The sequence below is a fragment of the Caballeronia arvi genome (assembly GCF_001544695.2).
Classification (GTDB): domain Bacteria; phylum Pseudomonadota; class Gammaproteobacteria; order Burkholderiales; family Burkholderiaceae; genus Caballeronia; species Caballeronia arvi.
Genome location: NZ_FCOM02000044.1, coordinates 25123 through 39029, shown reverse-complemented (window position 1 = coordinate 39029; position 13907 = coordinate 25123). Strand labels below are relative to the sequence as shown.

The 13907-nt window shown below is 64.0% G+C and carries 14 protein-coding genes; 5 read left to right on the top strand and 9 right to left on the bottom strand.

The window, feature by feature from the left end:
• Nucleotides 1-6 precede the first annotated feature (6 nt).
• Nucleotides 7-726, top strand: coding sequence for a fumarate/nitrate reduction transcriptional regulator Fnr (gene fnr, locus AWB74_RS32200; RefSeq protein ID WP_235024764.1), 720 nt, complete (start codon nt 7-9; stop codon nt 724-726).
• A 1-nt stretch (nt 727) separates the two neighbouring features.
• Here the strand turns inward: fnr and AWB74_RS32195 are convergent, their stop codons facing one another.
• The 3 genes from AWB74_RS32195 to AWB74_RS32185 are packed head-to-tail and all read right to left on the bottom strand — an operon-like array spanning nt 728 to nt 2766.
• Complete coding sequence (locus tag AWB74_RS32195) at nt 728-1180, bottom strand: universal stress protein (protein WP_061150661.1); 453 nt, start codon at nt 1178-1180, stop codon at nt 728-730.
• Between the two features lie 27 nt (nt 1181-1207).
• Nucleotides 1208-1714 carry a flavodoxin family protein gene (locus AWB74_RS32190; protein ID WP_061150660.1) on the bottom strand — a complete coding sequence of 169 codons (507 nt, stop codon included), beginning with the start codon at nt 1712-1714 and terminating at the stop codon, nt 1208-1210.
• Between the two features lie 11 nt (nt 1715-1725).
• Entirely contained in the window at nt 1726-2766 is a 1041-nt protein-coding gene (locus AWB74_RS32185) for a zinc-dependent alcohol dehydrogenase family protein (RefSeq protein ID WP_061150659.1), read from the bottom strand.
• A gap of 151 nt (nt 2767-2917) precedes the next feature.
• On the opposite strand from AWB74_RS32185, the gene AWB74_RS32180 reads away from it, so the two are divergent.
• The gene (locus tag AWB74_RS32180; protein ID WP_061150658.1) at nt 2918-3757 is read left to right on the top strand and encodes a universal stress protein; all 840 of its coding nucleotides are present in this window, start codon (nt 2918-2920) and stop codon (nt 3755-3757) included.
• 18 nt (nt 3758-3775) lie between these two features.
• Here the strand turns inward: AWB74_RS32180 and AWB74_RS32175 are convergent, their stop codons facing one another.
• The 3 genes from AWB74_RS32175 to AWB74_RS32165 all read right to left on the bottom strand — a co-directional run bounded on the left by AWB74_RS32175 (nt 3776) and on the right by AWB74_RS32165 (nt 7530).
• Nucleotides 3776-4867 carry an NAD(P)H-dependent flavin oxidoreductase gene (locus tag AWB74_RS32175; RefSeq protein WP_061150657.1) on the bottom strand — a complete coding sequence of 364 codons (1092 nt, stop codon included), beginning with the start codon at nt 4865-4867 and terminating at the stop codon, nt 3776-3778.
• Nucleotides 4868-4919: 52 nt separating this feature from the next.
• A complete protein-coding gene (locus tag AWB74_RS32170; RefSeq protein ID WP_061150656.1) occupies nt 4920-5834 on the bottom strand; it encodes a LysR family transcriptional regulator in 915 nt (304 codons plus the stop codon).
• A 181-nt stretch (nt 5835-6015) separates the two neighbouring features.
• Nucleotides 6016-7530: a CoA-acylating methylmalonate-semialdehyde dehydrogenase gene (locus tag AWB74_RS32165; RefSeq protein ID WP_061150655.1), complete on the bottom strand. Its 1515-nt coding sequence runs from the start codon at nt 7528-7530 to the stop codon at nt 6016-6018.
• A 110-nt stretch (nt 7531-7640) separates the two neighbouring features.
• On the opposite strand from AWB74_RS32165, the gene AWB74_RS32160 reads away from it, so the two are divergent.
• The gene (locus AWB74_RS32160) at nt 7641-8582 is read left to right on the top strand and encodes a LysR family transcriptional regulator (protein ID WP_061150654.1); all 942 of its coding nucleotides are present in this window, start codon (nt 7641-7643) and stop codon (nt 8580-8582) included.
• Nucleotides 8583-8649: 67 nt separating this feature from the next.
• Here AWB74_RS32160 and AWB74_RS32155 read toward each other — a convergent pair whose 3' ends face one another.
• Nucleotides 8650-8961, bottom strand: a complete 312-nt coding sequence (locus AWB74_RS32155) for a DUF4148 domain-containing protein (protein ID WP_061150694.1) — start codon at nt 8959-8961, stop codon at nt 8650-8652.
• A gap of 253 nt (nt 8962-9214) precedes the next feature.
• On the opposite strand from AWB74_RS32155, the gene AWB74_RS32150 reads away from it, so the two are divergent.
• Nucleotides 9215-10447 carry an NAD(P)/FAD-dependent oxidoreductase gene (locus AWB74_RS32150; RefSeq protein ID WP_061150653.1) on the top strand — a complete coding sequence of 411 codons (1233 nt, stop codon included), beginning with the start codon at nt 9215-9217 and terminating at the stop codon, nt 10445-10447.
• Between the two features lie 20 nt (nt 10448-10467).
• On the opposite strand, the gene AWB74_RS32145 is transcribed toward AWB74_RS32150, so the two are convergent.
• Together AWB74_RS32145 and AWB74_RS32140 are read right to left on the bottom strand one after the other, a co-directional pair.
• Nucleotides 10468-11364 carry a fructose bisphosphate aldolase gene (locus tag AWB74_RS32145; RefSeq protein WP_061150693.1) on the bottom strand — a complete coding sequence of 299 codons (897 nt, stop codon included), beginning with the start codon at nt 11362-11364 and terminating at the stop codon, nt 10468-10470.
• Nucleotides 11365-11530: 166 nt separating this feature from the next.
• Nucleotides 11531-11941 carry a hypothetical protein gene (locus AWB74_RS32140; RefSeq protein ID WP_061150652.1) on the bottom strand — a complete coding sequence of 137 codons (411 nt, stop codon included), beginning with the start codon at nt 11939-11941 and terminating at the stop codon, nt 11531-11533.
• 306 nt (nt 11942-12247) lie between these two features.
• Between AWB74_RS32140 and AWB74_RS32135 the strand changes: the two genes are divergently transcribed.
• A complete protein-coding gene (locus tag AWB74_RS32135) occupies nt 12248-13900 on the top strand; it encodes a D-alanyl-D-alanine carboxypeptidase/D-alanyl-D-alanine-endopeptidase (RefSeq protein ID WP_061150651.1) in 1653 nt (550 codons plus the stop codon).
• Nucleotides 13901-13907: the final 7 nt, after the last annotated feature.

Here is a 13907-nt window from a genome sequence, read left to right as displayed (position 1 = left end):
GTCCTCATGGCCCCCGAAGCCGCCCGTGCCGACATAAAGCCGCGCAGCACGCGCTGTTCGACCTGCTCGATGCAGCGCGTCTGCATGCCGGCCGACCTTTCCACCGATGACTACGCGCGCCTCGATGCGCTCATCTGCTCGACGCGCACCGTGCGGCGCGGCGAGACGCTGTATCGCTGCGGCGATGCGTTCCAGAGCGTCTATGCCGTGCGCAGCGGCTCTTTCAAGACGGTCGTCATGCACCGCGACGGACACGAACAGGTCACGGGCTTTCAGCTCGCCGGCGACGCGCTCGGACTCGATGGCATCAGCGCCGATCGTCACGGCAGCGATGCGATCGCGCTGGAAGACAGCGTCGTCTGCATCATTCCGTTCGATCTGCTCGAAGTGCTGTGCCGCGAAGTGCGAGCGATCCAGCATCACGTGCATCGGCTGATGAGTAGTGAAATCGTCCGCGAATCGAGTCTCGTGATGCTGCTCGGCACGATGACGGCCGAGCAGCGCGTGGCGGCGTTTCTGCTGAACCTCTCGACGCGCATGAAAGCGCGCGGCTACTCGCCGTCGCAATTCGTCCTGCGCATGACGCGCGAGGAAATCGGCAGCTATCTCGGGCTCAAGATCGAAACCGTGAGCCGCATGTTCTCCCGGCTGCACAAGCTCGGCGTGGTCGATGCGCGCGGCAAGGAAGTACGCATCGTCGATCAGGCCGCGCTCGAAAGCGTGTGAATCATGCCGGCGCGCCACGTTGCGACGCGGCGCGCATGAGCAGCACGGCGCACGTCGAGTGCCGCAGAAACGCTTCGGCGACGCTGCCGAGCACGAGGCGCGGCAATCCTCCCCGGCCGCGCGTGCCCATCACGACGAGATCGGCGTCCATGCGTTGCGCACAGCGCTGCAATGCGTCGGCGATCGTATCGTCGGGCGTGCGCGTTTCGTCCAGTTCCGACTCGCATTCGATGCCGGCCGCGCGCAGCCGCTCCTGCGCGGCGTCCAGCACGCGTCTCGCCGCGTCCCGCACCTGCGACCGATAGTTCACCGGATAAGACGCCAGCGCCGATGCCTCCAGAACGTGCACGAGGCGCACGCGCGTATCCGGCGATGCGCCGATGCGCAGCACTTCTTCGAGCGCCCGTTGCGACGATTCGCTGCCGTCGAGCGCCACCAGGATGTTTCTATACATGATGATTTCGGCCCGCGCGCGACGCGCTCAAACCGCCCATTCGAGATTTTCGATACGCGCGAGCTTGCGCTCGATGCGCTCCACGAACGTGTCCATGATACGGCGCTGATCCTTCGCGCCGCGCGCCGCGGTGATCGCGCAGCGCGCGACCGGCTGCTTGCCCGCGAGCGTCGCCATTTCGCGGAAGGCGGTCGCGTCGCCACGCATGTGCTGCGTGCAAAGAAAGGCCACGTGCGGCAGCCTGCGCCGGTTCGCGCTGAGCCACGAGCGCACCGGCGCGCTGACGCTGCCCGCCCAGACCGGCGTGCCGATCACGACGATCTCATAACTCGCGACATCGCGCTGCAGCGGATTCACGGCCACCTCGCGTGCGAAGAGCGTATCGATCATCGCGCGCACGCAGCCCGTCGCGCCGGAGCGATCGACCGGCTCCGTGATCGCTTCGAAATCGGCGTTCAGGCGCACGGCCAGTTCCGCCGCCGCGGCGTGCGTCGTGCCGCCGCGCGAGTAGCAGACCACCAGCACTTTCGACATATTCTGCTCCCTCACGCCATCTCGATGATGACCTTCAGCGCGCCCGATTCGGCCGCCTTGCCGAAGGTGTCGTATGCATCGAGCACACGGTCCAGCTTGAAACGATGCGTGATGAGCTGCATCGGTTTCAGACGGCCCGCGCGCACGGTCTTGAGCAGCATCGGCGTGCTGACCGTATCGACGAGCCGCGTCGTGATGGTGATGTTGCGGTCCCACAGCGTCTCGAGATGCAGATCGGCCTTGACGCCATGCACGCCCACGTTCGCGATGGTCCCGCCCGCCGCGACGATCGACTGGCACAGCTCGAACGACTCGGGCACGCCGACCGCTTCCACCGCGCAATCTACGCCCGCGCCATCGGTCAGGCGCAGCGTTTCGGTCGCCGGGTCCGTCTGCGCGATATCGATGCACGCGCTCGCGCCGAAAGTGCGCGCCACGTCGAGACGGCGTCGGTCGCGATCGATCATGATGATCTGCGCCGGCGCGTAGAACTGCGCCGTGAGCAAAGCCGCGAGACCGATCGGCCCCGCGCCGACGATCGCGACCGTGCTGCCCGGCTGCACACGCCCGTTGAGCACGCCGCATTCGAAGCCCGTAGGCAGGATGTCCGACAGCATGACGAGCGCTTCTTCCTCGACGCCCGGCGGCACGCGATAGAGACTCGTATCCGCATGCGGGATGCGCGCGTACTCGGCCTGCGTGCCGTCGATCCTATTGCCGAGTATCCAGCCGCCTGTCGCGCAGTGCGAATACATGCCGCGCCGGCAGGCCTCGCATTTGCCGCACGACGAGATGCACGAGATCAGCACGCGATCGCCCGGCCGGAACACAGCCACCGCCGCGCCCACCTGCTCGACCACGCCGACGCCTTCGTGTCCCAGCACGCGTCCCGCTTCGCAACTCGGCACGTCGCCTTTGAGAATGTGCAGATCGGTGCCGCAGATGGTCGTGTGCGTGACGCGCACGATCGCATCGGTGGCGGCGGCGAGCGTCGGCGCGGGACGCTCGTCGAGCGATTTCTTTCCCGGTCCGTGATAGACGAGTGCTTTCATCTTCGAGCTCCTTTCTCGCGTGCATGGAATGAGTCGGACGCGCCCACTTTAGTCTCGCGAACGCCGCGGCGATTGATCTGAGTCAAGCGCCTTGCGTGGCCATGTTTTTAAACTCAGTGTCGTTCGAACCATCGACGCAAGGAGTCGTGCGATGAGCTACAAGACGATTCTCGTGCACCTCGACACCAGCGTGCGCGCTCACCCCCGGCTGGAAACGGCGCTGCAACTGGCCCGGCGCTTCGATGCCCATGTGATCGGTCTCTTCGCCGTCTTCGAGCCGAATCCACACGCATTCACGATCATGGCGGGCACGGCCGAGTATTACCTCGAACACGCGGCCATGCGTCGCGAGCAGCGCGGGGCCATCGAGCGGATCTTTCGTGCGGAGCTGACGCGTGCGGGCGTTTCGGGGGAATGGATCGAGACGCCGGAACGCCCGGGATTTTTCGTGCCGCGTCATGCAGGCGGCGCGGATCTCGTGATCGCGGGGCAGAGCGATCCGACCGATCCCGAGTCATACGTGGGCGAGCATTTTCCGGAGACGCTCATCATGTCGTCGGGGCGTCCGGTGTTGCTCATCCCGTACGCGGGCCTTTTTGCCGACGTGGGCAAGCGGCCGATGATCGCGTGGGACGGCAGCCGCGAAGCCTCGCGCGCGCTTCACGATGCCTTGCCGCTGCTGAAAGCCGCGGAGCGTGTGAGCATCGTCAGTATCGATGAGGCGCGACACGACCTGGCCGCCGAGCGCGTTAGCGGCGCGGAGATCGCGGCAGGCCTCGCGCGGCACGGGGTGAACGCGGACGTGTTCGCGAGCGTGAGCGCGCCCGATGCATCGGCGGGCGAGTTGCTGCTCTCACGCGCCGCCGATCTCGAAGCGGACCTCGTCGTGATGGGCGGCTATGGGCACGCGCGCTGGCAGGAACTCGTGCTCGGTGGCGCGACGCAGACCTTCCTTGCGTCGATGACCGTTCCGGTGCTGATGTCGCATTGAAAGCGAAGCTGCGCTATATCAGCGCGATGCATACTGCCGCAAGCCCGCGATGCTTTCTTCGAGTTCCGCCTGCAGCCGCGCCATCAGCTCGGCGGCGGGCAGCTCACGCGCGAGCGCAGCCGCTTGTCCCGCCCATTGCGCGCCGTAACCGAATTCGTCCTTTGCCTTGGCCGCCGCGTGCAGCGACTTGCCTGCATCGTAAGTGACCGGATAAGCGGGAATCGCGGGCGCTTCCGCGTTGCGGCCCAGTTCCGTGAACTTGTTGACGAGGCTGCGCGCCTCGCGCCCCGATATCGCCGACGTGAACGTCGTGCGCTTTGCCGCGTCGCTCAGAATGGCGCGACGATAACCCGCATCGATCGATGTCTCCGTGCACGGCACGAACGCCGTGCCGAGCTGCGCCGCCTGCGCACCGAGCGCGAGCACGGCCGCGATGCCCGCGCCGTCCATGATGCCGCCCGACGCGATTACCGGCACGTCGAACTTGCTGGCGAGAAGGCGCGTGAGCGCGAAGGTGCCGAGGTTGTCGTCGTCGGCTTGCGGGTCGAAGATGCCGCGATGCCCGCCCGCTTCGATGCCTTGCGCGACGATCGCATCCATGCCCGCGGCCGCGACCTGCTCCGCTTCACGAACATTGGTCGCGGATGCGATCAGCTTGATGCCGGCGCCGCGCAACGCATCGATATACGCCTTCGACGGCAAGCCGAAGTGAAAGCTCACGACAGCCGGCTTCTCTTCGACGAAGACCTTGAGCATCGCTTCATCGACGACGAAGCTCGTATAGATTTCGCTCAGCTTGTCGGGCGGCGTCGCGCCGTATTGCGCGAAGACGGGCGCGAGCCATTCGGTCCATGCCTTCTCAACGGCGGCATCGGCTTTCGCCGGCGCATGACAGAACACGTTGATGTTGAACGGCTTGTCCGTCAGCGCGCGCGTTTCGCGGATTACCTTGCGCGCGCCTTCGGCGTTCATCGCGCCGACGCCGAGCGAGCCGAGCCCGCCCGCATTCGATACGGCCGCCGCGAGCGCGGGCGTGCTCACACCGGCCATCGGCGCCTGAATGATCGGCGTATCGATGCCGAGCAGTGTTAACAATGCGTTCTTGCTCATGAATGTGCGTCCTTTGAACGTTGCCTGAGTTGCACATGAAGTTGCACATGAGTCAGCGCGCGACGAGCTTCTCGACGATGAAGTCCACGAAAGCCCGCACGCGCGACGACAAATGCCTGCCATGCGGATACAGCAGGATAAAGGGCCTGCTGCATCCGCCGAAGTCGCGCAGCACTTCGGTCAGCGTGCCCGCGCGCAAATCCTCTTCGACCGTGAAGCGGTAGATCTGAAAGAGGCCCGCGCCATTGCGTGCGAGCGGAATGCCTGCGAGTGCATCGCCGGACGTGCCGTAGCTGGCGTGCATGGTCATTTCCGTAGGCTCGCCGTTCTGCATGAAAAGCCACGGCACGGGACGTCCCGTGCTCGGCATCTCGAACTGGATGCACTCGTGTTCGAGCATGTCCTCGATCGTCTTCGGCACGCCCGCACGCTTCAGATAGCCGGGCGACGCCACCACGACGAGTTCCGCGTCTTCCAGCTTGCGCGCGATGAGACCGGAGTCGCGCGGCGCGCGTCCGCGTATCGCGAGATCGAAGCCTTCGTCGGCGAAGTCGATATTGCGATTGCTCAGATGCGCTTCGACGGTGACGTCGGGATAACGCGCGCGGAATTCCGCGAGCAGAGGCAGCACGCGATAGTGGCCGTAAGGCGTCGGCATGCTGATGCGCAGCACACCCTTCGGACTCGTCTGCTGGCCGGTGGCTTCGCGCTCCGCTTCCGCAAGACGATTGAGTGCGTCGCGGCATTGCTCGAAGTAGCGGCGGCCCGCATCGGTCAGGCGAATCTGGCGTGTCGTGCGCACGAACAGCCGCACGTCGAGACGCTTCTCCAACCGCGCGACGGAGCGGCTCACCGCGGCGGGCGTCACGCTCGCCGCGGTGGCCGCGAGCGTGAAACTGCCGAGCTCGGCCGCGAGGCAGAAGAGCTCGATGCTGCCGAGAAGGAGATCGTCGAATTGCCGCTGCATGTCGATTGGCTTCGCGTCGTTTTCGCTGCATCTTCCCCGCTTGCCGCCGCACGGTCAACCGACACGATTTCAATTGAGTTGTGACGCGCGGGAACAGATCGGTCGTCGGCATACGCAAAAACAATCGCCCGCTTCTTCCGGCAAGGAAAAAGCGGGCGATCTTCACACGCATCGAAAGGCGTTACTTCGCCGTCGGCATGGCGAACTCGGCACCCTTCTCCGTGCTTTCGGGCCAGCGCTGCATGATCGACTTCTGCTTCGTGTAGAAGCGCACGCCTTCTTCGCCGTATGCGTGCATGTCGCCGAAGAGACTGCGCTTCCAGCCGCCGAAGCCGTGCCATGCCATCGGCACTGGAATCGGCACATTGATGCCGACCATGCCCACTTCGATGCGACGTCCGAACTCGCGTGCGATATGGCCATCACGCGTGTAGCACGCGACGCCATTGCCGAACTCGTGCTCGTTGACGAGTTCGACGGCTTCGCTGAAGTCTTTCACGCGCACGCACGCGAGCACCGGTCCGAAAATCTCTTCCTTGTAGATGCGCATGTCGGGCGTGACGTGATCGAACAGCGTGCCGCCCGTGAAGAAGCCGTCTTCGTGGCCCGGCACCTTGTAGCCGCGCCCGTCGACGACGAGCTTCGCGCCTTCATCGACGCCCATCGCGATATAACCTTCGATGCGCTCGAGTGCCTGACGCGTGACGATCGGGCCCATTTCCGCATCGGCTTCCATGCCGTTTTTGATCTTGAGCGCCTTGGCGCGCTCGGCAAGCTTCGGCACGATCTTGTCGGCGACATCGCCCACCAGCACCGCGACGGAAATCGCCATGCAGCGCTCGCCCGCGGAACCGTAGCCCGCGCCGATCAACGCATCGACGGCCTGATCGAGATCCGCATCGGGCATCACGACCATGTGATTCTTCGCGCCGCCGAGCGCCTGTACGCGCTTGCCGTGCTTCGCGCCGGTTTCGTAGATGTAGTTCGCGATCGGCGTGGAGCCGACGAAGCTGATCGCCTTCACTTGCGGATGCGTGAGCAGTGCATCGACGACGACCTTATCGCCCTGCACGACGTTGAAGATGCCATCGGGCAAACCGGCCTGCTTCAGCAGATCGGCCATGAAGAGCGACGCCGACGGATCGCGTTCGCTCGGCTTCAGGATGAACGCGTTGCCCGACGCGATCGCGACCGGGAACATCCAGCACGGCACCATGCACGGGAAATTGAACGGCGTGATGCCCGCGACGACGCCGAGCGGCTGGCGCAGCGTCCAGTTGTCGATGCCGGTGGAAACCTGATCGGTGTAATCGCCCTTCAGCAATTGCGGAATGCCGCACGCGAATTCGATCACGTCGATGCCGCGCGACACTTCGCCCTGCGCATCCGAAAACACCTTGCCGTGCTCGGCAGTGATGATCGCGGCGAGCTCGTCGCGATGCTTGTTCATCAGTTCGAGGAACTTCAGCATGACGCGCGCGCGGCGGATCGGCGGCGTGTCGCGCCATGCGGGGAACGCGGCCTTTGCGCTCGCGACGGCGGCATCGACATCGGCGGCTTCGCCGAGCACGAGCTTGCGCGGACGCTCGCCCGTCGCGGGATTGAACACCGGCTGCGTTCGCGTGGACGAGCCGTGCGTGCGCTCGCCGTGAATGTGGTGAACGACGTCGGCGGTGTCGTTGAAGGCTGCGGTCATGCTCGTCTCCTGATGAGTGTCTTGGCAATGACTGCAGTGTATGAATCCGCGGGCCCCTTGCAAAGACGCTAAGATTGAACTCATTGTTCGCAACCACAAACAATCCGCCGATGGACGAGCAAAAGATCGAAGCACTCTGGACCCACTTGCACTGGCTGACCGTGCTCGCGGAACAAGGCAGCTACACGGCGGCGGCGGCGCGGCTGAACGTGTCGAAAGCGGCGATGAGCCAGCGCATCGCCGAACTGGAGCGCGCGGCGGGCGTGCCGCTCGTCACGCGCACGACGCGCAGCGTGCGCTTCACGGAAGCGGGCCGCAGGCTCGTCGACGATACGCGCGACCAGTACGAGCGCATCGCGTCGAGTTTCCTGAGCGTGAAGGAAATGGCGGGCGTCGCGCGCGGCCTGATCCGCATCACCGCGCCGATGGCCTTTTCGCGCCAGCAGCTCGTGCCGCGCATGTCGGGGTTTCTGCACGCGCATCCGGAAGTGCGCGTGCAGCTGGAAGCATCGGACAAACTGAGCTCGATCGCGAGCGAAGGTTTCGATCTCGCGGTGCGGCACAGCGCGCAGGTGCCGGATACGCACGTCGCGTGGAAGCTGTGCGACACGCATTCGGTGATCGTCGCGACGCGCCCGTATCTGAAGCGGCGCGGCACGCCCGCGACACCGAACGATCTCGTCACGCACGATTGCCTCGTCTATCCGCGTCCGCAGGCGTCGAGTATCTGGTCGTTCGAGAGAAAGGGCGGGCGCAAGAGTTCCGCCGGGCCTCATACGCTGGCCGTGAACGGGCCGTTTGCGGCGAATAACAGCGAGGTCTTACGCGATGCCGCGCTCGACGATCTCGGCATCGCGCTGTTGCCGGATTTCACCGCGCAGGCCGCCGTGCAGGCGGGAAAGCTCGTGGTATTGCTGCCGGAATGGCGTCCGGTCGGCGCATTTGCCGATCAGCTTTTCGTGGTGCGGCCTTATGCGCCGCATGTGCCGCGCGCGGTCGCGCTATTCATCGGATATTTGCGCGAGACTTTTGCGGGAGGGTTTCCGCTTTGAATGGCCTTGCCAAAAAACGAAGCGCGCCCGCTATCTAGCGGGCGCGCTTCGTTAGACCCCTTGCTGCTTAGTGATGCGCGAACGTCGGGAACACGTCGCCTTGAACCGTGCGTGCGCCGGATTGCGCCGAACCGTCGGCTACGCCACCGAACGCGCTTTGCGCGGTGCCGTTTTGCGCAGCGATACGCGCTTCAGCGGCTTGTATGTCGGCGGGATACTTCGAGTCGCTGATGACGCCGGGGTTATAACCCGCCTTTTCCAGTTGCACGATTTCAGCGCGAACCTGCGCGCGCGTCACGGGCTGATTCGATTGCGCAAACGATGCGACCGGAGCGGCAAAAGCGAGAGCGACCGCTGCAATACCGATGAGCTTGTTCATGATTCTTTCCTCCATCTATAAGTTATCGAGTTGTCGCTCACGTTGCTTTGCTCGTTTGCGACCGTTGAGACAAGTTTAGGTATCGCTTGCTCTAGGGTAAATACCTAAACGACGAAATCACTTTTGGCGAAATTCGTACTAATGCGGGCATGCCGAACGAAAGCCAATGCCGTCCGAATCGCCTATAACCAAGAACAGCGCAGACGCTTCACGCGGTACACAGCACGAACGATCGTTTATTAAGGGGAATGACTTGAACCGAATCCTGGTGATCGGCGCGGGCTTCGCCGGTCTGTGGAGCGCGTTGTCGGCGGCGCGCAAGCTGGACGAACTCAATCGCACCGACGAAGCCGAAGTCGCCATCGTCAATCCGGCGCCGTTTCATAGCGTGCGCGTGCGCAATTACGAGCAGCCGCTCGATCCGACGCTCGTGCAGCTCGACACCGTGCTCGGTCCCGCGGGCGTGAAGCTGATTCAGGCGAAGGCGACGGCTATCGACAGCGCGAATCGCCGCGTGTCGATCGAACGCGAGAACGCGGCCGAATCGCTCGACTACGACCGGCTGATTCTCGCGGCGGGCAGCGTGCTCGTGCGCCCGCCGATTCCCGGCCTCGACCGTCATTCATTCGATGTCGATACCTACGCGGGCGCGTGCAAGCTACAGGCGCATCTGCTCACCTTGCCCGCCTTGACGGATACGCCAGGACGTTATACGGCAGTGGTCGTCGGCGCGGGACTGACGGGCATCGAGCTCGCGGCGGAGTTGCCCGCGCGTTTGCGCGAGATCGTCGGCGACGCGGACCGCGACAAGGTGCGCGTCGTGCTCGCGGATCGTTCGGCGAAAATCGGGCAATCGATGGGCGGCGCGCAGCCTGTCATCGAAGGCGCGCTGGAGTCGCTCGATGTCGAGACGCGGGCGGGCGTATCGCTCGAATCGCTCGATGAGCAGAGCGTGACGCTCACCGTCGGCGGGGCAAGCGAGCGCATCGAGGCCGCGACGGTCGTCTGGTGCGGCGGCATGCACGCGAACGCGCTCGCCGGTCAGTTGCCGATCACGCTCGATCCGCTCGGGCGCGTGCCCGTCGATGCATTCCTGCGCGCGGAAGGCGTGCCGGGCGTGTTCGCAGCGGGCGATTGCGCGCGCATTCTGATCGACGGGACGCGGCCTTCGGTGATGTCATGCCAGCATGGCCGGCCGATGGGACGTTACGCAGGCAACAACGCCGTCTGCGATCTCTTCGGGCTGGAGATGCTGCCGCTTTCGATCGACTGGTACACGACTATCTGCGATCTCGGGCCGTGGGGCGCGGTGTACACGGAAGGATGGGACAGGAAGCTCGTCACGCAAGGCGAGACGGCGAAGGCAACGAAGCGCACGATCAACGGCGAGCGCATCTATCCGCCGAAGAACGGTTCACGTGAAGATATTTTTCGGGCGGCGGCGCCCGTCGTGCAGACACCGCCGCCTACTAAACGCGCCGATTAGCGCGCATCGACAATGAAAGCTCAGACCTTCTTAACAGACGCGTCGTAGATTTCGTCGATCGACGTTTCGAGCGTCTTGTCGAACTCGCTGTCGCTCATCGGCTTCTTCAGCTCGTTGATGAGCGCGCGCGAGAAGCTCGCGATCATGCCGTGATTCTGCGCGAGCTTCTTGCACGCGTCGCTGCGCGTATAGCCGCCCGACAGCGCGACGACACGCACGACACGCGGATTCTCGATCAGCGGACGATAGAAATCCGCTTCGTCGGGGATGGTCAGCTTGATCATCACCTGGCTCGATTCCGGCAGCGCATCGAGGCCTTTCAGCAACTCGTCGCGCAGAATCTTTTCCGCGCCTTTCTTGTCCGGGCTCTTGATCGAGACTTCGGGTTCGAGAATCGGCACGAGACCGTGTTTGATGATCTGCGCGCCGACTTCGAACTGCTGCTTCGCCACCGCGGCGATGCCCTTCTCGTTCGCCTGCTGGATCACCGAGCGCATCTTCGTGCCGAAGACGCCGAGCTTCACGGCGCGCGCGAGCAGATCGTCGAGGCCGGGATTCGGCTTCATGATCTGCACGCCGTCGGCTTCGGCTTCGAGACCCTTGTCGACCTTCAGGAACGGCACGATGCCGCGGTCTTCCCAGAGAAACGTGGGAACCGGCTTGCCTTCCGCTTCGCCGTCCATCGTGCGCTCGAACAGAATCGCGCCGATGACTTTCTTGCCCGTGAACGAAGGCGCGGTCATGATGCGCACGCGCATTTCATGCATCAGCTTGAACATTTCGGCGTCGCCGTTATAGGCGTCGTCCGGAATTCCATATTGCCGCAGCGCGCCGGGCGTCGAACCGCCGCTCTGATCCAGAGCGGCAATGAAACCATCCTTCTCAGCCATCTGCGCGAGCATTTTTTCGTTAGCCACGAACATTTCCTCCTCGAAGTTCAATCACCGGACCTCCGCGTAAGCACGGTCCGGGCTTATGGTTCAGCCTCCTCAAGTGTAATGGTTTTGCCGGACGCTCAAGGCGTGCAAATCCGCCATTCGTGCGCAAATAGGGCGCGAAAGTTATGCCAACGCGGGCAAAAGCTCAGGAAGCGGCGGAATTGAGATCGCCCGCATTGCCGGACCGCCAGACGAAATTCAGGGCGCGGCGCATGAAAGAGGGCGTGCGTGCGAAGTCATCGGCTCGCGGTAGTTGCGCATGATCGTTCGATGATTCCGGCACCGCTTCGACGACGGGCATCGTCTCTTCTTGCGGGACTTCAGGCGCGGGAGGCGGCGCTAGCTTGTCGCGCGCATCGGCGCAGCGTCGATTGAGCACGCGGCGCATCTCGGGATCGTCGATGAGCGCCTGCGCGGTCGTCATGCCGCGCTCGAATTGCAGCGCATAGGCGACGTCGGTGAAGTCTTCGTAGCGGCCGCTATCGGCCAGCTCGAACGCCAGCTCTACGGTGCGGCGGCGTTTCCATGCATCGAGATCGTCGTGGCCGGTACTCACGGATATCCTCTTCTTCGCGATGAGGTGCGAAAGATGTTAGCCCGCGCCAAACGTTTTTCCGTTGTGAGGTCACAACAAGGCGATTAAAGTCGCTCAACAAATCGTACAAAAACCGCTTGCCTAAAGGACTCGATTCGCGATAGCCCGCGCTTGACAAGGCCCGTGCAAGCTCGTTATTTTCATTCACCCGCTCCTTAAGAATGGCGTGCGGCCGCCGACATCTTTCCTGTCTGCGCTGTGAAGCAGTCCCGACGTATTGGTGTTCGCTCCAACCGGAGCGCGATGTGCCTTTATCGGAGCCGCGTCATGATCCCGCTTTCAGGAAGTCCGGCACGCGTTGCCGCTCTCGCCCTCGCCTGCGCGCTCGCCGCGTCCACGTCCGCGTGCGGCGGCTCGGATTCCAACGATACCGCCGTGCCGGATTCCATCACCCAGGTCATGAAAAAGCCCATGTATCAGGGCTCGACGTGGGCGCTGCGCGTCGTCGACCTGAATTCGGGCGATGTCATCTACGACATGAATTCGAACGCGCAGGTGTACATCGCGTCGGTGCGCAAGGTGTTTTCCGTCGGCGCGGCGCTCGATCAGTACGGCGCCCAGCATCAGTTCCAGACGCCGGTGTATCGCTTGGGGACCGTCGATGCGAGCGGCACGCTCAACGGCAATCTCGTGCTCGTCGCGAGCGGCGATCTCGCGATGGGCGGCCGCACGAACCCCGACGGCACGCTCGCCTTCACCAACTTCGACCACAACGAGGCGAACAATCTCGGCAACGCGCAGATCACCGCGCCCGATCCGCTCGCGGGCTACGACTCGCTCGCGGCGCAAGTGGCGGCATCGGGCATCAAGAGGATCAACGGCGAAGTCGTGATCGACGACCGGCTTTTCCAGCCCTTCGATTTTCGCGGCGAGTTCGATCTGCGGCCGATCTTCGTCAACGACGATGTAGTCGATACGATCATCGGCCAGGGCAGCGCGGGCTCGCTGTCGCCGGTGGACTACCGGCCGAAGTCATCGGCGTTCACGGTGCAGTCCACGCTGATGACCGGTGCGGCGGGCACGGCCGCCAACATCACCGTCACGCCCGAGGAGCCTGCCTGCTTCGGCACGCTGCCGTGCGGCGGCGTGCTGGGCGGGTCGATTCCCGCGGATTACGTGCCGCCGATCGTTCCCAGCTTCCCGGTCATCCGCACGTTCCGCATCACGCAGCCGTCGAACTATGCGCGCACGGTGCTGATCGATGCACTCGCGCGTGCGGGCGTAACCGTCACCGCGAACGCCGTCGAAAGCAATCCGGTGCAACTGCTGCCTGCGAAGAACGCCTATTCCGCCGACACGCGCGTCGCGCAGCTCACGTCGCAACCGTGGGCGCAATACACGAAGTGGATTCTGAAGGTCAGCTATAACATCGGCGCGGACACGAGCCTGATGCTGTTCGGCGTCGCGAACAACGGCTCGACCACACTCGCTACGGCGCTCGCGGCGGAGAACGCGACGCTTTCGAGCTCGCCGTTCAACGTGCCGATGAACCAGACACATTTCATCGACGGCAGCGGCGGCGGCGAGACCACGGCGACGCCGCTCGCGGTCATCGCGATGTTGCGCGCGATGAGCGGCCGCGCGGCTTTCCCGGCCTACGTGGATTCGATGCCCTTCCTCGGCGTCGATGGCTCGCTCGCGAGCACGACGGACTTCGAAAGCGATCCGACGCTCGCGGGCGCGAAGGGCAAGGTGTACGCGAAGACGGGCACTTACGTTGCCGGCACGGAAAACGCGAACGGGCAACAGCAGATCACGCTGAAGGGACAGGCGCTCGCGGGTTATATCGACGCGAAGAGCGGCCGCAGGCTCGCGTTCGCGCTGGTCGTGAACAACGTGCCGATCGGCGACGTGCCCGACATCATCAACGTGTTCAACGACGAAGGCACGATTGCGGCGAACATCTGGAAGCTGCAATAACTGTGTT